Annotated in this window: 20 protein-coding genes, 1 tRNA gene and 1 pseudogene; 18 read left to right on the top strand and 4 right to left on the bottom strand. The window is 29.4% G+C overall.

What is annotated here, in order from left to right; all coding sequences use genetic code 11:
- Positions 1 to 226: 226 nt before the first annotated feature.
- Positions 227 to 1,744, top strand: a complete 1,518-nt coding sequence (locus L8T82_RS04270) for a BCCT family transporter (protein WP_263725947.1) — start codon at positions 227 to 229, stop codon at positions 1,742 to 1,744.
- Complete coding sequence (locus L8T82_RS04275; RefSeq protein ID WP_263660527.1) at positions 1,725 to 2,852, top strand: mandelate racemase/muconate lactonizing enzyme family protein; 1,128 nt, start codon at positions 1,725 to 1,727, stop codon at positions 2,850 to 2,852. The genes L8T82_RS04270 and L8T82_RS04275 overlap by 20 nt, the downstream gene beginning before the upstream one ends.
- Positions 2,853 to 2,873: 21 nt before the next feature.
- On the opposite strand, the gene yedF is transcribed toward L8T82_RS04275, so the two are convergent.
- Both yedF and yedE read right to left on the bottom strand, forming a co-directional pair.
- Positions 2,874 to 3,101, bottom strand: coding sequence for a sulfurtransferase-like selenium metabolism protein YedF (yedF, locus tag L8T82_RS04280; protein ID WP_133319404.1), 228 nt, complete (start codon positions 3,099 to 3,101; stop codon positions 2,874 to 2,876).
- A pseudogene (gene yedE / locus L8T82_RS04285) lies at positions 3,098 to 4,308 on the bottom strand (selenium metabolism membrane protein YedE/FdhT). Before yedE ends, yedF begins: the two are co-directional and overlap by 4 nt.
- A 155-nt stretch (positions 4,309 to 4,463) precedes the next feature.
- Here yedE and L8T82_RS04290 point away from each other — a divergent pair.
- From L8T82_RS04290 to L8T82_RS04370, 16 genes are all read left to right on the top strand, one after another.
- Positions 4,464 to 4,561, top strand: a tRNA-Sec gene (locus L8T82_RS04290).
- Positions 4,562 to 4,586: 25 nt separating this feature from the next.
- Positions 4,587 to 5,837 carry an adenylosuccinate synthase gene (locus L8T82_RS04295; protein ID WP_263725948.1) on the top strand — a complete coding sequence of 417 codons (1,251 nt, stop codon included), beginning with the start codon at positions 4,587 to 4,589 and terminating at the stop codon, positions 5,835 to 5,837.
- Positions 5,834 to 6,253, top strand: a complete 420-nt coding sequence (locus tag L8T82_RS04300; protein ID WP_133319401.1) for a flagellar FliJ family protein — start codon at positions 5,834 to 5,836, stop codon at positions 6,251 to 6,253. Before L8T82_RS04295 ends, L8T82_RS04300 begins: the two co-directional genes overlap by 4 nt.
- Complete coding sequence (locus L8T82_RS04305; protein ID WP_165955271.1) at positions 6,250 to 6,768, top strand: MotE family protein; 519 nt, start codon at positions 6,250 to 6,252, stop codon at positions 6,766 to 6,768. Before L8T82_RS04300 ends, L8T82_RS04305 begins: the two co-directional genes overlap by 4 nt.
- Positions 6,769 to 6,831: 63 nt before the next feature.
- Complete coding sequence (locus L8T82_RS04310; protein ID WP_133319399.1) at positions 6,832 to 7,383, top strand: DUF507 family protein; 552 nt, start codon at positions 6,832 to 6,834, stop codon at positions 7,381 to 7,383.
- Complete coding sequence (gene carA, locus L8T82_RS04315; RefSeq protein ID WP_133319398.1) at positions 7,380 to 8,498, top strand: glutamine-hydrolyzing carbamoyl-phosphate synthase small subunit; 1,119 nt, start codon at positions 7,380 to 7,382, stop codon at positions 8,496 to 8,498. Before L8T82_RS04310 ends, carA begins: the two co-directional genes overlap by 4 nt.
- Positions 8,495 to 9,157: a sulfite exporter TauE/SafE family protein gene (locus L8T82_RS04320; protein WP_263725949.1), complete on the top strand. Its 663-nt coding sequence runs from the start codon at positions 8,495 to 8,497 to the stop codon at positions 9,155 to 9,157. The genes carA and L8T82_RS04320 overlap by 4 nt, the downstream gene beginning before the upstream one ends.
- 108 nt (positions 9,158 to 9,265) lie before the next feature.
- Entirely contained in the window at positions 9,266 to 10,732 is a 1,467-nt protein-coding gene (gene ccoN / locus L8T82_RS04325) for a cytochrome-c oxidase, cbb3-type subunit I (RefSeq protein WP_039617631.1), read from the top strand.
- Between the two features lie 11 nt (positions 10,733 to 10,743).
- Positions 10,744 to 11,409 carry a cytochrome-c oxidase, cbb3-type subunit II gene (ccoO, locus tag L8T82_RS04330; protein WP_087700416.1) on the top strand — a complete coding sequence of 222 codons (666 nt, stop codon included), beginning with the start codon at positions 10,744 to 10,746 and terminating at the stop codon, positions 11,407 to 11,409.
- An 8-nt stretch (positions 11,410 to 11,417) separates the two neighbouring features.
- On the top strand, positions 11,418 to 11,621 hold the full coding sequence (locus L8T82_RS04335) for a cytochrome c oxidase, cbb3-type, CcoQ subunit (RefSeq protein WP_133319395.1): 204 nt from the start codon (positions 11,418 to 11,420) through the stop codon (positions 11,619 to 11,621).
- Positions 11,621 to 12,499, top strand: coding sequence for a cytochrome-c oxidase, cbb3-type subunit III (gene ccoP, locus L8T82_RS04340; RefSeq protein WP_263659490.1), 879 nt, complete (start codon positions 11,621 to 11,623; stop codon positions 12,497 to 12,499). Before L8T82_RS04335 ends, ccoP begins: the two co-directional genes overlap by 1 nt.
- Positions 12,499 to 12,711 (top strand): DUF4006 family protein, encoded by a 213-nt coding sequence (locus tag L8T82_RS04345; RefSeq protein ID WP_133319393.1) that lies wholly within the window; start codon positions 12,499 to 12,501, stop codon positions 12,709 to 12,711. Before ccoP ends, L8T82_RS04345 begins: the two co-directional genes overlap by 1 nt.
- A 100-nt stretch (positions 12,712 to 12,811) precedes the next feature.
- Positions 12,812 to 13,387, top strand: coding sequence for a hypothetical protein (locus tag L8T82_RS04355; RefSeq protein WP_261529512.1), 576 nt, complete (start codon positions 12,812 to 12,814; stop codon positions 13,385 to 13,387).
- A gap of 2 nt (positions 13,388 to 13,389) precedes the next feature.
- Positions 13,390 to 13,902 (top strand): FixH family protein, encoded by a 513-nt coding sequence (locus L8T82_RS04360; RefSeq protein ID WP_165955270.1) that lies wholly within the window; start codon positions 13,390 to 13,392, stop codon positions 13,900 to 13,902.
- Positions 13,902 to 16,289, top strand: a complete 2,388-nt coding sequence (locus tag L8T82_RS04365; RefSeq protein WP_263725950.1) for a PD-(D/E)XK nuclease family protein — start codon at positions 13,902 to 13,904, stop codon at positions 16,287 to 16,289. Before L8T82_RS04360 ends, L8T82_RS04365 begins: the two co-directional genes overlap by 1 nt.
- Complete coding sequence (locus tag L8T82_RS04370) at positions 16,286 to 19,030, top strand: RecB-like helicase (protein WP_263725951.1); 2,745 nt, start codon at positions 16,286 to 16,288, stop codon at positions 19,028 to 19,030. Before L8T82_RS04365 ends, L8T82_RS04370 begins: the two co-directional genes overlap by 4 nt.
- Here L8T82_RS04370 and L8T82_RS04375 read toward each other — a convergent pair.
- A complete protein-coding gene (locus tag L8T82_RS04375) occupies positions 19,027 to 19,503 on the bottom strand; it encodes a WG repeat-containing protein (RefSeq protein ID WP_263725952.1) in 477 nt (158 codons plus the stop codon). The genes L8T82_RS04370 and L8T82_RS04375 overlap by 4 nt on opposite strands.
- Entirely contained in the window at positions 19,425 to 19,847 is a 423-nt protein-coding gene (locus L8T82_RS08040; RefSeq protein WP_412175066.1) for a WG repeat-containing protein, read from the bottom strand. Before L8T82_RS08040 ends, L8T82_RS04375 begins: the two co-directional genes overlap by 79 nt.
- Positions 19,848 to 19,911: the final 64 nt, after the last annotated feature.

Genomic DNA, 19,911 nt, shown 5'->3' on the forward strand with positions numbered 1-19,911 from the left:
ATGTAAGATATTTTTTTAAATATTTTTGTATTTTGAGAAATAACATTATTTATTTGTGTATTTTAGTAGCAATAATTTATTGATTAAATAATTTTTTATTATAGTAAAAAATATTTGAAAATACTAAGGTATGGCTTTTAATGCATTTATGATAAAAGTTTCTTTAAGTTTTATTTTAAAATAAGAAAATACTATATATTTACTACTTGAAACAAAAAGGAGATTTATGCAAAAAAATAATCAAAAAACTTATGATTTATTTTTGATAGTGACATCTATCTTGGCGGTTTTTATGGTGATTGTAATTTTACTTATAAATCCTAGTAAAGCTTTAGAAGTAGCAAATTTTCTTTTTAGTAAGCTTACACATATGTTTGGCTCATTTGTTCAACTTTTTGAGTTTATTTGTGTAGTTTTTATTTTCTACTTGGCTTTTTCTAAAATAGGTAATATTAAATTAGGCGATGGGATAAATCCTTATTCAAATACTGCTTGGATTTTTATGTTTATTTGTGCAGGACTTGGATCTGCTACTATGTATTGGGCATTTATGGAATGGGCATATTATTATTTAGCACCTGGATTAAATATTACTCCAAAATCTACAGAAGCTTTAAGAAGTGCAACTTCTTTTGTGTATTTGCATTGGGGTATTACGCCTTGGGCTGTATATGCTTTAAGTTCTATTGCAATGTGTTTTCATTTTTATATTTTTAAAAATAAAAATTTAAAAATTTCAAGTTTAATAGCAAATATCTTGCATATTAATCAAAATATAGTGCTTGATAAAATCATCGATGTTGTGTTTTTATTTAGTACTTTTGGTGGACTTGTGCTTACTACAACCCTTTCTATAATTACAATTAGTGCTGGACTTTCTGGAATTTTTGATATTAATGATGGTTTTTATTTAAAATTTATTCTTTTAGCTATTGTTACAGCTGTTTTTACCTTTTCTAGTTTTGTTGGATTATCAAGTGGTATGGCAAAACTTGCTAAAATATCTTGTATCTTGTGTTTTGTGTTTGCAATATTGGTATTTATTTTAGGAGATAGTGTATTTATATTAAATAATATAATAAATAGTATAGGGGTATTTTTTAGTAATTATGTTTCAATGAGCTTATATAATGATATTACTGGTGTAAGTAGCTTTAATTCTGATTGGACAGTTTTTTATTGGCTTTATTGGATTACTTACACTCCTGCTGTTAGTATTTTTGTGACAAAAATTTCTAAAGGAAGGACCATTCGTCAAGTAATTTTTGGTCTTATTGTGGGTGGATGTATTGGGACTTGGTTTTTCTTTGGAGTTTTGAGTTCATATGCAATAGATATTTTTCAAAGTGGAATCTTAGATGTTCCAAATTTTATTAGTTCAAATGCTGGAGAAGCTGGAGTGGTAGCATTGATAAAAACACTACCATTTGGTACTATTTTTGCTCTTTTTTATTTCCTGCTTATGATGGTATTTTTGGCTTCTCATATGGATGCTACTGCATTTACTATTTCTTGTGTAAGCACAAAAATAGATAGTGAAAATCCTAGTAAATATTTAAAAGTTTTTTGGTGTATTATGCTTGGATTAATTCCTTTAGCAATGCTTTATATAAATGCAGATTTAAATACCTTAAAAGTTGCAGTTGTTTTGAGTGCTGCTCCTTTTTTGGTAATACTTGCTATTAGCTTTTATGGGCTTATTAAATGGATAAAAAGGATGGATAATGAAAATTACAAAGGTTGAACCTATATGGTTAAGGACAAAAACTTTTGATGAGTCTTGTGAGTGGGGTGAAGATGCCTTTATATTAAGAATTTATACAGATAATAATCTTTATGGAATAGGAGAAAGTGATAGTGCTGCGGCAGTTTTAAAGATAATGTTTGAGCAACCTAGTACTCATGGATCTTGCAGAAATTTAAGTGAAATTTTAATAGGACAAGATCCAAGAAATATTAAGAAGATTATGGATGATTTGATTGAGGGAAGTGCGTATTATGGACTTAGCGGAGCATTAATTTGTGCTTTAAGTGCAATAAATATTGCTTTATATGATTTACTTGGAAAAATTTATGGTGTAAGTGTAGCTACTATACTTGGTGGAAAAAGAAAAGACTTTTTAAATGCATACGCTACTTTTATTCCGAGTGAAAATATGGAAGAAAATATTTCTAGAGTAAAATACTTAAAAGAAGAAGGTTTTAAACTATTAAAATTTGGTGGTGCAGGCTTTGGTAATAATGCATTAGCTGATAAAGAGATTATCAAGAATATTAGAGGTGCAGTGGGCGATGATATTAAACTTAGTATTGACTTAGTAGGGCTTTGGAAAAATTTTTCTTATGCAAGAGAAAGATTTTTGGAAATTGAAGAATATAACTTAGAGTGGATAGAAGAACCAGTTGGTGCAAATAATTTTTATGATTATGCAAGACTTAGCGAACACTTACCTTGTAAGATTACGGGTGGAGAGAGTTTTTACACGCTAAATGAGTTTGAAAATTTTATTAAAAAGTCAAAAGTTTCTATTGTGCAACCTGATATTACTAGATGCGGTGGTTTTGACACTATGTTAGAAATTGAAAAAATATCTTTAAAATATGGTTGTGATTTAGTCCCGCATGGTTTTTCTACAGGAATTTTACTTGCTGCTACGGTGCAGTTTCTAGCAAGTACTAAATATTGTAATTTGATAGAGTATTCTCAATCAACAAGTGTGCTTTTTACTCATTTGGTGAAAAATTTAATCCCTTGCAAAGATGGTATAGTTGAAGTCAATGATGCTGTGGGTATAGGAGTGATATTGGATGAAAATTTAATAGAAAAATATCGTATAAATATAAAGATTTGAGTAAATACTCAAATCTAATTTTTAAGGTTTTTGAATTAAAAATCTAAGCGTTGGTCCATCTTGATCTATCTCTAAAATTTCAAATCCGCGATTTTTCGCATCTTGAGGTATAGAATTAATACTTTGTGGGCAATCACATAAAATTTCTAAGACTTCACCTGATTTTAATTCTTTTAATGCATCAATGGTAGCTATAGCAGGATATGGGCATGCCTCACCTTCTAAATTTAAACTATAATGAATAATCATAATTTTCCTTTGTTGTGTTGGAAGAATAATCTTTTAAATTTTAAAACAAACAAAAATAAAATAGCAAACAAAGCTAAATTGATTAATAAGCCATTAAAATAACCAAAATCATTTAAAAGATGAATTTTTATACCATTTGTTAGTATTTTTGGGAAATGATCATAATTTAAAGCTAAGATCATAGTACCGATGATATTGGCAATACCCACTATAATAAAATGACTTTGTCCCTTGCAAGCTCTATACATCCAACCACACTCGCATCCTCCGGCAAAAACTATTCCAAATCCAAATAAAAAAGCACCTATAGCAAGGTTTGGTGATATTTCTATTACTTTACTAGTATGCCCTTGTAATATAAAAGCAAAAGCTATTAAACAAGCTATGATCATACCTATTAAAGCGCCTTTTATAGCATTGTCTCTACCAAATAAAAATAAATCTCTAAAGCAAGAAGTGAAGCAAATTTGAGCCCTAGAAATGATAAAACCAAAAACAAAACCAAATATTAACGCTAAAGGAAAAAAACTTTCTTTGTTTTTATAATATCAATATTTTGTTTTTGTAGTATAAATACAACATAAGTTATAAAAATTATAAATACACCAAGTCCTATGTAAAAATATATTTTTGAAATTTTATTTTGTGTTTTTAATTTTTGATTTTCTTTGCAAACGCGTTGTAACTTTGCTTTTGGCTTAAATAAGGCAAGATTACAAACCTTAACACCTAGATAAATTCCTAAAATCATAAATAAAGTAAAAACCCAAGTATGTAAAGAAAAATAAGGTAAACCTGTAAAGAAATTTGCTAAATTACAACCAAAAGCAAGTCTTGCACCAAAGCCTGATAAAATTCCTCCTATAATAGCTTGAAAAATTCGAATTTTGCTAGCAGGCAAACGCCATTTAAATTTATTTGCTAAAAATGCAGCTACTAAGCATCCTATAAACATACCTATGAGCATGATACCATCAATTCTTGTTAAGGGACTGCCACTTAAATTTTGCTTTTGGTAGTAAGTGTAGGAGCTTAAATCCATACCAAAAAATTCTAAAATTTCTCCACCCCAGCGTGTCATTTCACCTGTAACAGCCCAAACACTACCAAAAATTCCAAAATAAATAGCACTTAAAATTCCAAGTATAATCATGCCTTTGGAATTATCCCAAAAATTTATAAAAAAAGATTGTTTGAAAGAATGCATTGATATATCCAAAAATTGTAATTGTCAAAACTTGACACTGAAAAACAAACATTATAACTAAAAAATATAATATTTCAAAGTATTTTTACACGCTTATAATTTCATATGTTTAATTTTTGTTTCAATTAAAAATATTAAGATATAATATCATTTTTGGAAGGTTAGCTTATCTGGTGATGGCCACTGACTTCAAATCAGATGAAAGGGTAGTTGACTACTTTTTGGGGAGTTCGATTCTCTCACCTTCTCGCCAAATTTAAGTCAAAATGGAGTTTTTTATGAGTAAAGCAGATATTGTCGTTGGTATCCAATGGGGTGATGAGGGTAAGGGTAAGATAGTTGATAAACTATGTGAAAATTATGATTATGTTTGCAGAAGCGCAGGTGGACATAATGCAGGTCACACTATATGGGTTGATGGTATAAGATATGCTTTACATTTAATGCCATCAGGTGTTTTAAATAAGCAATGTATTAATGTTATAGGTAATGGAGTTGTAGTTAATCCTGATGTATTAATTAGTGAAATGGCTCAATTTGAAAATTTAGAAGGAAGATTATTTATAAGCGATAGAGCTCATTTAAATTTAAATCATCATGCTTTGATTGATCAAGCAAGAGAAAGACTTAAAGGCGATAAAGCTATAGGAACAACAGGCAAAGGCATAGGGCCAAGCTATGAAGATAAAATAAGTCGTAATGGACATAGAGTAGGGGAATTGCTAGAGCCTGAAAAACTTTGTGAAAATTTAATGAAAGATTTTGAACTTAAAAAAACTTATTTTGATGTTTTAGGTATTGCAATGCCTAGTCATGATGAAATTTTAAAAGATTTAAAACGCTTTAAAGAAGTGCTAGCGCCATATATTACAGATACTACAAGAATGCTTTGGAAAGCTTTAGATGAGGATAAAAAAGTATTGTTAGAAGGCGCGCAAGGATCAATGCTTGATATTGATCATGGAACTTATCCTTATGTAACTAGTTCAACGACTATTTCAGCTGGAGCTTTAAGTGGTTTGGGATTAAATCCAAAAGAAATTGGAAAAGTTATAGGCATAGTAAAAGCTTACACAACAAGAGTGGGAAATGGAGCTTTTCCAAGTGAAGATTTAGGTGAAGATGGTGAAAAAATAGGACTTATTGGTAAAGAAATCGGAGTAAGCACAGGTAGAAAAAGAAGATGTGGTTGGTTTGATGCAGTTGCGGTAAGATATACTGCAAGATTAAATGGCTTAGATACTTTATCATTAATGAAACTTGATGTATTAGATGGTTTTGAAAGTGTTAAAATCTGTAAAGCATATGAATATAAAGGACAAGAAATAGACTATGTACCTTGTGATTTAGAAAACGCTAAGCCTATTTATGAAGTAATGGAAGGTTGGGATAAAGTTGCAGGGATTAGAGATTATGATTTACTACCTGAAAATGCTAAAAAATACATTAAGCGTTTGGAAGAATTAAGTGGCGTTAGAGTAGGTTATATCTCCACAAGTCCTGAAAGAGAAGATACTATCATTTTATGAAAAGCAAATATTCTTCTGTGATTAAGCTTAGAAAACAACAGCTTGATAAAGCAGAGGCAAATTTGACTAGAACAAGACAAAAGCTTTTGTTGTGTGAAGAAGAATTTAAAGAAGCTTTAAAAACATGCGAAAGCTTGACTTTGGCTGATAAAGGTTCGGTGGCTTTGTTAAGATCGTCTTTAAAAATGCAAGAGATTGCAAGAGAGGGTAAGCAAAGAATTAAACAAAAATTAGATCTAACTAAAAAAGAACTTGCACATCATCAACATTTATACAAAAAGGCTCATTTGGAATTTGAAAAAATTAAGGTTTTAGAAAATGAAGAATTAAAAAAAATCCAAAAAGCTTTACAAAAAGAAGAAGAAAAATTTATAGATGAACTTGCTATAACAAGACATTTTAATAAGGATAAATGATGAAAAAAATAATATTTTTATTGATTTTCTTAAATTTTGTAAATGCACAGCAAAATTGCGAGCAGTATTTTGAAGCAAGAAAAGAGCAAATGCAAGAGCAAATTAGAGAATATGATGAAGCAAGACAAAGTTTAGAGGCTTATAGAGCTTCTTTTGAAGCTTTGCAAAAAGAAAAAATGCAAGCTTTGGAGCAAAAAGAAGCTGATGTTAATGCAAGTTTAGAGCAAATAAAAAGTTTAAAAGAGCAAAATGAGCGTATATTAGAAGCGACTAAACAAAATCTTCAAGTTATTAATGATAAAACCATGGGGCGTATCACAGAAATTTATGCTAAAATGAAAGATGTGGCCGTGGCAGGTATATTAAGCGAAATGGAACCGGATGAGGCTTCAAAAATTCTACTTTCGCTAGATCCTAGAAAAATTTCATCCATTATGGCCAAGATGGATCCAAAAAAAGCTTCCGATTTAACACTACTTTTGAAAAATTTAGATCAAAATGCAAGTTCGCAGTAAGTTTTAAGCAGTTTTTACCTTTTTTTTAGTATTATTTCAAAATAAAAATAAAAAGGTGAATAAATGCGTATCAAACCAGCTCATATACCTTATATAGCAAATAAAATAATACTTGATTTAATGCATTCTTCTTTTGTTAAAATTAAAGATGATAGTCAAAAACTTTTAAAAACAGCAAAAGAAATTATAGAAATAGATGTTTTAAATGAGCGTAAACTTGATGAAAAAGCAAAAGAAATTTTAGAAAGCCAAGAAGATGAAATTGAGTTTATGCAAATAGATAGAAAAAGTATGTTTTGGATGATTAAGAAAAAACTAGCAAATGAGTTTAAATTTATGCTCGATAGTGAAGATAGATACAATAATCTTTCTCATAAAATTTTAGAAAATTTAGTGGAAGAAGATTTGATAAACTACAATGTGTCAGAAAATCGCGTGAAAAATCTCATTTTTTCAAGTATTATGTCTTATTTAAAAGAGTATGAAAATTTAGAAGATTTAGTCTATGAAAAAATTTCAAATTATAAAAGAAAACTTATTCCAGGTTCTGAAGAATATGAATTGGTATTTGAAAAGCTATATCAAGAAGAGCTTAGAAAAAAGGGACTTTTATGAAAGCATATATTTATATAGAAAATGATGTTTTTTTAAGCGCAAAGGCTTTTGGACAAAGTGGAACTTTTTTTGGAGAGCTTGTTTTTAATACTTCTTTAACGGGGTATCAAGAAATTATTTCTGATCCATCATATGCAGGTCAGTTTGTAGTATTTTCAATGCCAGAAATTGGTATAGTTGGTATTAATGATGAAGATAATGAAAGTAAAGATGTATTTGCTAGCGGAATGATTATAAGAGAATTAAATGAAGATTATTCTAATTTTAGAGCCAATGATTCTTTAAGTGCTTATTTGAAAAAGCATGAAAAAATAGGGCTTTGTGAAATTGATACTAGATTTTTAGTTAAAATGATCAGAGATCAAGGAAATTTGAGAGCGGTAATATCTACTGAAATTAAGGACAAAGAAGAGCTTAAAAAAATGCTTCTTTCTAGTGCTAAAATTGATGAGGTAAATTATGTAGCACAGGTTAGCACTAAAAGCTCTTATAAACATAGTAAAGGTGCTTGGGATCATAGCAACAAAGCTTATGAGAATGTAAAAGCAAATGGTAAAAAAGTAGCTGTGATTGATTATGGTGTAAAAGAAAATATTTTAAATGAGCTTGTAAGTGTTGGACTTGAGGTGGAAGTTTTTCCTTATAATACCAAGGCAAAAGATTTGATTGATTTATATCAAAAAGGTAAAATTCATGGTGTATTTTTATCAAATGGACCAGGTGAGCCAAAAATTTTAAAAGATGAAATCGCAGAGATTAAAAAACTAGCAGAAGCTAAAATTCCTATGCTTGGTATTTGTTTAGGGCATCAACTTTTAAGTAATGCTTTTGGTTATGAAACTTATAAAATGAAATTCGGCCAACATGGAGCAAATCATCCTGTTATTAACCTTACTAATAACACAGTAGAAATTACAGCACAAAATCATAATTATAATATTCCTGAAGAAATAGCAGAGGTTGCAACTATTACTCATAGAAATTTGTTTGGTGATAATGTAGAGGGTGTGAGATATAAAAATTATCCTATTATATCGGTGCAACATCACCCAGAAAGTTCTTCAGGGCCACATGAGAGCAAGTATATTTTTAAAGAATTTTTAGAGCTTTTGTGAGTTTAGATTTTATTGCTTTAGCGAGTATAGCTTTTCTTTCTAGTTTTGGGCATTGTTATGGAATGTGCGGAGGTTTTGTTTTAGCTTATACTCAGCTTTCAAAGCAAATCAAACTCCCTTTTTTTCTTTTAATTTTCTCATATCATCTATCTCGAATTTTTGCTTATGTTTGCTTGGGTATATTTTTTGGAGTTTTTGGAAGCTTGCTTTCATTTAGTGAATTTTCAAAAGGCATAATGTTTTTTATAATTGGAATTTTTATGATAGCATTAGCACTTGCTTTGATTTTTAAAGGAAAATTTCTAAGTTTTTTTGAAAATTCTTTATTTTTTGAATGCGTAATTAAAAAAAACATCTCTAGATTGATTCAAAAAAAATCTTTCAGGAGTACTCTTTTTTTAGGATTTTTAAATGGCTTTGTGCCTTGTGGTTTGGTGTATTTTTATATAGCCTTTGGAATGAGTGTGCAAAGTGTGTATTTATCGGCTTTAATTATGCTTGTTTTTGGTTTTTCAACTTTACCAGCATTGATATTTCTTGCGTATTTTTCTAAAACATTAAATGAAAAATTTCAAAAAATAGCTAGTTTAATTTCCTATATTTTAATTTTTTGTTATGGTGTGTATTTTTCTTATATAGGCTTTGTTTTTACGCGATAATTTATTAATAAATAATAAATAATTAGACATAGTTTAAGCTAAAAAAGATATTAAGTATCGTATAATATAAAGATCGCATAATTGCAGAAAAAAACTTAAGGAGAGGAAATGCACCCAGGAAATGCATTAAACTATGACTATACGGTTGCTAAATATTTTATGTTTGCTACCTTATTGTTTGGTGTTATTGGTATGGCTATTGGAACGCTTATTGCCTTTCAGATGGCTTATCCGGATTTAAATTATTTAGCCGGTGAGTATGGTACTTTTTCAAGACTTAGACCATTGCACACTTCAGGTGTAATTTTTGGTTTTATGCTCTCAGGAATTTGGGCTACTTGGTATTATATTGGTCAGCGTGTGCTAAAAGTTAGTATGGCAGAATCAAGCTTTTTAATGTTCATTGGTAAATTGCATTTTTGGCTTTACATGATCACTATGATTATAGCTGTTATTACTTTGTTTGCAGGTGTTAGTACTTCAAAGGAATACGCAGAGCTTGAATGGCCGCTTGATATATTGGTAGTTTTAGTTTGGGTTTTATGGGGTGTAAGTATTTTTGGGCTTATTGGAATTCGCCGTGAAAAAACTTTATATGTTTCACTTTGGTATTATATAGCTACTTTCCTAGGTATAGCAATGCTTTATTTATTTAACAATATGGCTGTGCCTACTTATTTTGTGAGTGGAATGGGTGATTGGTGGCATAGTGTTTCTATGTATGCAGGGACAAATGATGCATTAGTTCAATGGTGGTATGGACACAATGCAGTTGCATTTGTATTCACTGTTGGTATCATTGCTCAAATTTATTATTTTCTACCAAAAGAAAGTGGACAACCAATTTTCTCATACAAATTATCTTTATTTGCATTTTGGGGCTTAATGTTTGTTTATTTATGGGCAGGTGGACACCACTTGATTTATTCTACAGTGCCTGATTGGATGCAAACTATGGGTTCAGTTTTTTCAATCGTTCTTATTTTACCTTCTTGGGGTTCAGCAATTAATATCTTACTTACTATGAAAGGTGAGTGGAGTCAATTAAGAGAAAGCCCATTAATCAAATTTATGATTTTAGCTTCAACTTTTTATATGTTCTCAACTTTGGAAGGTCCTATTCTTTCTATTAAATCAGTTAATGCATTAGCACACTTTACAGATTGGATTCCAGGACATGTTCATGATGGTACTTTAGGTTGGGTTGGCTTTATGACTATGGCTGCGCTTTATCACATGGTGCCTAGAATGTTTAAAAGAGAATTATATAGTAAATCGCTAATGGAAGCTCAATTTTGGATCCAAACTACAGGTATAGTATTGTACTTTAGTTCTATGTGGATAGCAGGTATTACTCAAGGTATGATGTGGAGAGCTACAGATGAGTATGGTAACTTACTTTATACTTTCATTGATACTGTTGAAGCTATTATTCCTTATTATTGGATTAGAGCTGTAGGTGGCTTGTTGTACTTAGTAGGATTTTTCATGTTTGTTTATAATATTTATAAATCAATTTCAGTGGGTAGAGTGCTTGATAAAGAGCCAAAAAGTGCTTCACCTATGGCAGCATAAGGAGGAAAAATATGTTTAGTTGGTTAGAAAAAAATCCATTCTTTTTTGCTGTGGCAGTATTTATAGTGATCGCATATGCAGGTATTGTGGAAGTTTTACCTGATTTTGCTCAAAATGCAAGACCAATTGAAGGTAAAAAGCCTTATACGGTTTTACAACTTGCAGGACGCCATGCTTATATTAAAGAAAGTTGCAATGCATGTCATTCACAACTTATTCGTCCTTTTAAATCAGAAACAGATCGTTATGGTATGTATTCAGTTAGCGGTGAATATGCTTATGATAGACCATTTTTATGGGGTTCAAAAAGAACTGGACCTGATTTATTGCGTATAGGTAATTTTAGAACTACAGATTGGCATGAAAATCACATGTGGGATCCAGTTTCAGTTGTTCCTGGTTCTATTATGCCAGCTTACAAACATATGTTTAGCAATAATGCAAATATAGAAACAGCTTATGCAGAGGCACTAACTGTAAAAAAAGTTTTCAATGTTCCTTATGATGTTGAAAATGGTACAAAACTTGGTACTTGGGAAGAAGCTCAAGCAGAAGTTAAAGCAGAAGCCCAAGCTATAGTAGATCAAATGAAAAATCAAGATGTTAAAGATGCGTTTGCTAGAGGTGAAATTAGAGAAATTGTCGCTTTGATTGCGTATCTTAATAGCTTGAAATAGGAAAAATTATGGATTTAGAACTAATAAGAGAGTTGCAAGCTTATGGTTTTTTTGCCCTTGTAGTATTCTTAGTGGTAGTTTTGTATTCTTATTGGTTTCATTTGTATAGATCTGAAAAAACAGGTAGAAGAAACTATGAAAAATATGCTGATTTAGCATTACATGATGAAATTGGCGATCGTGTTTTAGAGCAAAATAAAAGGAGTGCTTAATGCAATGGTTGAACTTACAAGATAATGTTAATTTATTATCTTTTATTGGAGCAATTCTTATCATATTGATTACGCTTGTTGTGGTAGGAAAATTGTTTAAAAGTATGAAAGAAGAAAAAAGTCAGGGTGAGCTAAGTGAACATAGTTGGGATGGTATAGGTGAATATAAAAATCCTATACCACTTGGCTGGGCTGTGGTATTTTTCTTAGCTATAGTATGGTGTATATGGTATTTTCTTTGGGGGTATCCTTTAAATAGTTATTCTCAAATTGGTCAATATAATAAAGAAGTGCAAGCGCATAATGAGAAATTTGCACAAAAATTTGCAAATTTAAACAATGAAGATAAGCAAGAAATGGGTAAAAATATCTTTTTAGTTCAATGCTCTTCTTGTCATGGTATTACAGGTGATGGTATCAATGGAAAAGCTCAAAATCTTAATGTTTGGGGTTCAGAAGAGGGACTTATAGAAGTAATTACTAAAGGTTCTAAGGGCTTAAATTATCCTATGGGTGAGATGTTAAGTGCAGCAGATAATGGTATAGATGAAGCTGATATTCCTGCAATTGCCGCTTATGTTGCTTCTGAAATTTCAGCAATTAAAAAAACTGAAAATCCTCAACTTGTGGCAAAAGGAAAAGAATTATTTGTCACTTGTACAGTATGCCATGGTGAAGATGGAAAAGGAACTATTGATGGTCAATTAGTGGCTCCAGATTTAACAAAATATGGTAGTGCAGAATTTGTAGTAGATGTTTTAAATCGTGGTAAAGCAGGTAGTATAGGTGTAATGCCTCATTTTAACAATGGCTTGTTAAATGAGCTTCAAAAAGAAGCGGTCGGCGAATATGTGATTTCTCTTTCAAGGGGCGAATAATGGAAAATTCAAACAGATGTGTATTTTCACTTTCAGGCGTTAGCGGAATGTTAATAGCAACTATTTTATTATTATCGATTTTAGCAGGATTAACTATTTTGGGTCTAAAAACACAACAAGATGTTATGCAAAAACCTTATAAAATAGAAAATGCAGAACAAATTAAAATGTTTGACTCTAAAAGAGAAGAACATATCATTATAAAGGAATGATTATGGCAAAAGTTCTTGAGTATTTAATCATAGCAGGTTTAGTTGTAGCGGCTGGAATCACTGCTTGGTCGGTTTTAACTGCAAATCATCTTTTTATAGGATGAAAAATATATTTAAAGGCGGTTTTTTAGCCGCCATTTTTATTTGTTTTGCTAATTTTTTACATGCTGAAATATTATTAAATGATAATATCTTAAACACTGCGATAGAACAAAATATCACTACAAGTTCTAGACAAATTTATGAATTAACTGGAGTAAATATCGCTTTAGCATTAAGTGATAAAAAAGATTTTGAAAGTTTAAAAAATTATGAAGCTAATTTAAGTAAGCCATATATTTTACTTGTATTTTCTAAAGCTTCACATAAGGTAGATATACTTGCAAGCGATGATGCTTTGGCTTTTTTTGATAAAGAAGGTGTTTTGAGTCCTTATCCTGAAAAAGGAACAATTTTACCTATACTTGCAAATCCTAAACAAAAAGATATTTATAATGCAGCTATTTTAAATGGTTATGCAGATATAGCCGATCAAGTAGCAAATTATTTTAATATAAAACCTTTTTATGGAAATTCAAATCGTGATACTTTAAATATCATGAGAATTTTAATCTATGGATTTTTATGTGTTGCAATTTTAATGCTAGTTCAAAGAAAAATCAAAAGGAGAAAATAAAAATGGAAAATAAGAAAACATTTTGGCCTTATGGTATTTTGATTTCTTTGGGGCTTATTGTTATAGCTTGTATTGTTACGATTTTTATTGCAAGTAAGGCTCCTGTGTATGAAGATAATTTTTATTTTGATTCTTATCAAAATGTAGAGTTAAATTATAATGAAATTCAAAACAGACAAAAGACTTTTGATGAAAATTTTAAGCTAAGCATTAAAGACAAAGAAAGCTTTATGCATAAGAAAAATCAAGTTTATTATATCAATGAAGGACAAAATGAGCTTAGGATTGCAATTGAAAATTTAAAAGATTATGACTTGAGTAAGCTTCAAATCCAAACTTTACTTTCGCGTCCACATACAAATGTAAATGATGAGAATTTGCAAGTAAGATTAGAAGGAAGTGATTTGGTGTTTGATTTTAATATCAAAGAAAAAGGTGTTTGGCAAATACTTTTAAAAATCACTCAAGATGAAAATAGTGTAGGATTTTTTAAATTCTTTTTGCAGACTAAATAATGAAACTTTTTGTATTTAGCTCACTAAGAGCTTTAAGAAAGTATTATGAGAAAAAACTACAGGTTGATAGTTTAGTAGAACCGGCTATGAGTATAGCCGAATTTATACAAAAGTTAGTTTTTTCTCCGCATTTTCAAGCAACACACTATGAGTGTTTACTTTTGATGAAAAAGGCTTGTGAGCAAACTAAAAATTTAGAGCAAAGCTTAAAAATACCGAGTAATTTTTTTGCTTTCTTAAAAAATAATGCTTATTTATTTAGTTTCTTTAAAGAGCTTAGTTTGGAAAAAAAAGATATCAACTCATTAAAATTTCATGATGCTTACGCTCAGTATGATGAACATTTGCAAATTTTAGAAGAACTTTTTAAAAATTATCTTACCTTGTTAAAAGAGCAAAATCTATATGATGATATTTCTTTGCCGCTAGATTATGAAATTAATAGTGATTTTTTAAAAAATTATGATGAGATTATTTTTGATTTTCAAGGTTTTTTAAATGCCTTTGAAGTAGAGCTTTTGTTAAAAGTTAAGGAAATACTTCCTCTTAAAGTGCAGTTTAATTGCACTAAATTTAATAAAGATTTTTTAAATACTCTTAGCTTTTTACAAGGACTTTCTCTTAAGGCAAATTATGCTTATTTGTTTGATTTAAATCAAAAAACAATTTTAAAAGAAGAGTGCTTTTTTAAAGAAAGTAAAATTAGTTATAAAAGTTTTCATTTAAGATCTTTACAAGCTGCTTTTGTTTTTGAAAAAATTAATTCTTTTTTAAAATCCGGTATAAGCGCAAAAGATATTGTAGTGATTACACCTGATGAGAATTTTGTAGATATTTTAAGACTTTATGATAAAAACAATGTTTTAAATTATGCAAGTGGAGAAAGTATTAAAAATACACTTTTTTATCACAGATTAAAGTCTTTGTATGAAAGTGCTAAAGATGATGAGTTTGAGTATGAAGAAGATGAAGAATTTTATGAAAGGTGTAATTTAAACAAACATTTGTGTAATTTACATTTTTTTTCTTCTAGTGTTGATTTTACAGAGTTTAAAAAGTTTTTTGATGAAAATATTTCTTTTGATTTTTTTGAGAATTTTATTTTTAATTTGCTAGAAGATAGTGATGAGGAATTAAAAAATTATATACATCAAGAGCTTATTTTTATCAAAGAGCTTGTAAAAACACACGAGTTAAGCTTTGTGCAAATTTTAGAATTATTTTTCATGCAAATTGATGGTATAAAATTAAGCAGTGTTGGTGGTGGTGAAGTTACTGTAATGGGGCTTTTAGAAAGTAGGGGACTTAGATATGACGGGGTGATTATAGTCGATTTTAATGATGAGTTTATCCCAAAAAGAGTTTCAAGCGAGTTATTTTTAAACAATGAAATTCGCAAAAAAGCAGGACTTATCACTCATGCTCAAAGAGAAAATTTACAAAGACATTATTATTATGCTTTAATAGCCAAGGCAAAATTAGTTGGAATTTCTTATGTGGAAAATGAAGAAAAAATCAAATCAAGATTTTTAAACGAACTTGAACTTCCATTTTATGAAGACAAGACTTATAGTAATAATGCTTATGTGAAATATTTTCAAACTTATCCATGTACTTTTAATCTTGAGCCTATTGTAAATATTAAAGCAAAGCACGATTATTTTCAAAACGATCTTTCTTTTTCAAGATTTCATCTTCTTGTGCATTATGGTTTGGATTATTATTATAAATATGTTTTAAGATTAAAAGAGCCAAAGACTTTAGACGATACACTTAGAGCAAATGAGTTGGGGAGTTTTATCCATAAGGCTTTAGAACTTTATTATACACAAAAATCTAAAAATCATTTTGATTATGAAGTTTTTATGCAAGTGGTAAAAAGCATTAAACAATACCGAGTTGATGCGCTAAATTTAGCTTTAATACAAACTATATTTAAAGAATTCCAAACACTTGAAAATGAGCATTTTAAGCAAGGTTATGTGGTAGAAAAATGTGAATTTAATCCACCAAGAAAAGAATTTATTGCAGAAAATGGAGTGAAAATTCACGCCATAGGCTTTTTAGATAGAGTAGATAATAATGGTAATGAAAGATTGATTATAGATTATAAAAGTGGTAAGGCAGATGAAAAATCTTATCAACTTGCTTTTTATAAGTTTTTATTAGAAAATCAAAATACCTTATTAAATACAAAAGCTTGCTTTTATGATCTAAAAAATATCAAAATCATACATGAAAATGCTAAAAGTAAGAGCGTACAAGAACTTAAAGATTTGCTTAATGAGCTTGCTAAAGAACCTTTGGAAAAAGAATTTTTTAATCAAAAAAACGACAATACTTACAGCCCTTATACCATGCTTTATAAAAAGGAGTTTAAGCTTTGAGTTATCATTTTGAGCCTTTTTTAGCTTTGGAAGCTAGCGCAGGAAGTGGAAAAACTTTTGCATTAAGTGTGCGTTTTGTAGCTTTGGTTTTAATGGGAGCTAAGATTAATGAAATTTTAGCCCTTACTTTTACTAATAAAGCTACAAGCGAAATGAAAGAAAGAGTTTTTAAAACCTTTTTAGAATTTGATGTGCTTGAAAATGGGGAGAATAAAGCAGAGTGTAATGAGCTTATGAAAATGCTAGGTAAAAGCAAAGATGAGCTTATAGCTTTAAGAGAAAAATACAAAGATGAGTTTTTAAGATCTAAGCTTAATATCTACACTTTTGACAGCTTTTTTTCACAAATCATTCGTTCTTTTGCTTTAAATTTAGGTCTTATGAGTGATTTTGACATTATAGAAAGTCAAGATAGTTATAAAAATTTCATTTCTAAATTAGACGAAGAAGAATTAAGAGCTTTAGCTTATTACATTGTCCAAACAAAAAGTAAAAGTGATTTTTTGCAAAATCTTGAAAGCTTGTATGAAAGATCTTGTGAAATAAAATCTATACAAAATGCACATTTTCCAAATAAAACTTTTTTAGAAAAAAGCTTAAGTGAGTTTATAGCTTATGCAAGAAATTTAAGCACAGATAAAAACTATCAAAAAAATTTCGAATTTGAAAACATAGAAGATTTCTTTACTAAACCTATTATTTGTGATTTAGATAAAAAGTATTTTGTAAAAGTCATCGATAGTGAATTTTTACAAAAAAGAGCAGAGTTTTTACAAAGCGCAAAAGAGTATTTTACTCAAATGGAAAATTATCGCATTAGTATGCTTGCAAAGCTTTTGAAGCATTTTAAAGAAGCAAGAAATGAAAACAATGCTAAGCAAAATGCATTGACTTTTTCAGATATAGCTTTAAAAACTTATGAGTTAATTAGTGATGAAACTAATAAAGATTTGATTTATTTTAGACTTGATGGTTATATTTCGCATTTATTAATCGATGAATTTCAAGATACTAATGTTTTGCAGTATCAAATTTTAAAACCCATCATTGCTGAGCTTGTTTCAGGCGAGGGAGTGAAAAAAAATAGAAGCTTTTTTTATGTGGGGGATAAAAAGCAAAGCATATATGGTTTTAGAGGGGGTAAAAAAGAGCTTTTTGATAAGCTTTTAAAAGATTTTCCACAAATTAAATTAGAGCATTTAGATACTAATTATCGTAGTAAAAAGATCATTGTTGATTATGTAAATGAAGTCTTTAAAGATAAATTTTTTGATAGCTTTTTAAATCCTAGCTTTACTTTGCAAAAAAGCATTAAAGAAGGTGGATATGTGGAAGTTTTGCAAAATCATATCCTACCAAAAAGTTCTTTGCATGAAGCAAGTGGCAAAGAAGTTTTAAAGATCATCCAAAAGCTTTTAGAAAAAGGCGTAAAGCTCAGTGAAATTTGCATTTTGGTATGGATTAACAAAGACGCTACTTTAATGAAAGAATTTCTTGAAGAAAATGACATTAAAGCCTATACGCAAAGCAATGTAGCTTTGATGGATTGTATTAGCGTAAGAGTGCTTTTTGAGTATGCAAAGGCTTGTGTGCTTAAAGATGAGTTTAGCTTGTACTTTGCAAGTAGTATTTTAGAAAAAGAGCTTGAGTTTATAACGCTTGATTTAAACCGCAGTGTAGGTGAGATTTTAAAATACTTAGTACATGTTTTAAAGCTTGATTTAAGCGATGTTAATCTCATCGCATATTTAGAGTATGCAAGTACTTTTGATAATTTTTTTGATTTTTTATTTGCTCCATGCGAGTTGAAGTCTTTACAAGCTCAAGATGATGGAGTAAGTATTATGACCGTGCATAAGTCTAAGGGGCTTGAATTTGAAAATTTAATCGTACTTGATAGACTTAGTAAAAAAGCTCCGGATAATGAAACTTTAATGTTTGAGTATGATTTAGAGCAAGGTTGGGAAGTAAAATACCGACACAGTGCTAGAAAACATCTTGAAGATCAAAATTACAATACCTTTTTAGCTAAAAAAGAAAAACTTCAAGTAGAAGATGAGATAAATTGTCTATATGTAGCACTTACTAGAGCTAAAAACTCTCTTTTTATTATAAAAAATGATGAGAGTTTTAAAACCTTTAAGAGCTATTTTCAAGGCTATGAGGAAAAACAAATAGGCATAATAGAAGAACAGCTTTCAAAAACAAAAGAGCCTTTAGAAAATTTAGAACAAATAGAAAACTTTGAAGAATTTCAAAAGGTGAATTTGCAGGAAGTTAAAGTAAAAAGTTATCTTTCAAGCACGCAAATACATTTTGGTTTGGCTTTGCATGAGTTTTTGCAATATTTTGACTTTAATACTAAAAGTAATTTTGAATTTTGCAAGCAAATGGTGTATAAAAAATATCGTTTTTACTTAGATGATGAAGGTTTTAATGAGCTTTTTAAAAGACTTACTATGCTTTTAAAAGATGAGAGCTTTAACGCGCTTTTAGCGGGTAAAAAGCTACTAAAAGAGCAAATCATCACTTATAAAGGTGAGCAAAAACAGCTTGATATGCTTGCATTTGATGATAATGAAGCTATCATTATAGACTATAAAACGGGTTTAAATTTAAACGAGCATAAAAAGCAAGTTTTGCTTTACAAAGAAGCCATAGAAAAAATCTTAGCCAAGACTTCTACTAAGGCTTTTTTGGTATATGTTTTAAAAGATAAAGTGGAGATAGCGGAGGTTTAATAATAATCTATATCATCAAATATAGGTTCTACTATAAAATTTCTATTTTTATCCATAAGTCCCCATTTTTCATTTAACTTGACTTTTGCAATTCCTTGGTTGAAACTATAAACTTTATCAAAATTAGCTTCTATTGCAAATTTTCCATTTTTATCTATAAAACCCCATTTTCCGTTTAAATTAACACTTGCTAGATTTTCCTTAAAATTAGAAATATTGTCAAATATAGGATTTATTATTATCTCCCCGTTTTTATTAGCAAATCCCCACTTTTCGTTTAAATTAATACCTGCAATATTTTCACTAAAACCAAGAGTATAATCAAAAATAGGATCTAATATAATTTTTCCACTTTTATCTATAAAACCCCATTTTCCATTTAATTTAGCGCCTGCTAGATTTTCATTAAAATCGAGAGTGTAATCAAAATAGGCTTTATGGCTATATTTCCATTCTTGTTTATAAATCCCCATTTTTCCTTTAATCTAATACTTGCAAAATTTTCTTTAAAATTCCAAGCATAATTAAATATAGGTTCTGTAATAAATTTTCCGCTTTCATTGATAAAACCCCATTTTCCGTTTAAATTAACACTTGCTAGATTTTCCTTAAAATTAGAAACATTATCAAATATAGGATTTATTATTATTTCCCCGTTTTTATCTATAAATCCCCATTTTCCATTTAATTTAGCTTGTATGGGCTTTTTATATTTAAGAGGATAGGAATCTAAGCACGCCTTAATATCCCCACTGTTGCACTTTTCTTTTAAAATTTCATATTTGTTATTTTGTTTGTTTGGGTTAGTTGTATGAATTTCACTTTTATTTGTATTTTAATAAATATTAAAACCAAAAGCTAAAATAGGTAGTACAAAAGCA

The organism is Campylobacter sp. IFREMER_LSEM_CL292, assembly GCF_025771615.1.
GTDB classification, from domain to species: Bacteria; Campylobacterota; Campylobacteria; order Campylobacterales; family Campylobacteraceae; genus Campylobacter_D; species Campylobacter_D lari_D.

Excerpts from the sequence above, each read along its gene's own strand:
- L8T82_RS04270 (WP_263725947.1), top strand. The coding sequence starts at position 227 with ATGCAAAAAAATAATCAAAAAACTTATGATTTATTTTTGATAGTGACA.
- L8T82_RS04275 (WP_263660527.1), top strand. The coding sequence starts at position 1,725 with ATGAAAATTACAAAGGTTGAACCTATATGGTTAAGGACAAAAACTTTT.
- yedF (WP_133319404.1), bottom strand. The coding sequence starts at position 3,101 with ATGATTATTCATTATAGTTTAAATTTAGAAGGTGAGGCATGCCCATAT.
- L8T82_RS04295 (WP_263725948.1), top strand. The coding sequence starts at position 4,587 with ATGAGTAAAGCAGATATTGTCGTTGGTATCCAATGGGGTGATGAGGGT.
- L8T82_RS04300 (WP_133319401.1), top strand. The coding sequence starts at position 5,834 with ATGAAAAGCAAATATTCTTCTGTGATTAAGCTTAGAAAACAACAGCTT.
- L8T82_RS04305 (WP_165955271.1), top strand. The coding sequence starts at position 6,250 with ATGATGAAAAAAATAATATTTTTATTGATTTTCTTAAATTTTGTAAAT.
- L8T82_RS04310 (WP_133319399.1), top strand. The coding sequence starts at position 6,832 with ATGCGTATCAAACCAGCTCATATACCTTATATAGCAAATAAAATAATA.
- carA (WP_133319398.1), top strand. The coding sequence starts at position 7,380 with ATGAAAGCATATATTTATATAGAAAATGATGTTTTTTTAAGCGCAAAG.
- ccoN (WP_039617631.1), top strand. The coding sequence starts at position 9,266 with ATGCACCCAGGAAATGCATTAAACTATGACTATACGGTTGCTAAATAT.
- ccoO (WP_087700416.1), top strand. The coding sequence starts at position 10,744 with ATGTTTAGTTGGTTAGAAAAAAATCCATTCTTTTTTGCTGTGGCAGTA.
- L8T82_RS04335 (WP_133319395.1), top strand. The coding sequence starts at position 11,418 with ATGGATTTAGAACTAATAAGAGAGTTGCAAGCTTATGGTTTTTTTGCC.
- ccoP (WP_263659490.1), top strand. The coding sequence starts at position 11,621 with ATGCAATGGTTGAACTTACAAGATAATGTTAATTTATTATCTTTTATT.
- L8T82_RS04345 (WP_133319393.1), top strand. The coding sequence starts at position 12,499 with ATGGAAAATTCAAACAGATGTGTATTTTCACTTTCAGGCGTTAGCGGA.
- L8T82_RS04355 (WP_261529512.1), top strand. The coding sequence starts at position 12,812 with ATGAAAAATATATTTAAAGGCGGTTTTTTAGCCGCCATTTTTATTTGT.
- L8T82_RS04360 (WP_165955270.1), top strand. The coding sequence starts at position 13,390 with ATGGAAAATAAGAAAACATTTTGGCCTTATGGTATTTTGATTTCTTTG.
- L8T82_RS04365 (WP_263725950.1), top strand. The coding sequence starts at position 13,902 with ATGAAACTTTTTGTATTTAGCTCACTAAGAGCTTTAAGAAAGTATTAT.
- L8T82_RS04375 (WP_263725952.1), bottom strand. The coding sequence starts at position 19,503 with ATGGGGATTTATAAACAAGAATGGAAATATAGCCATAAAGCCTATTTT.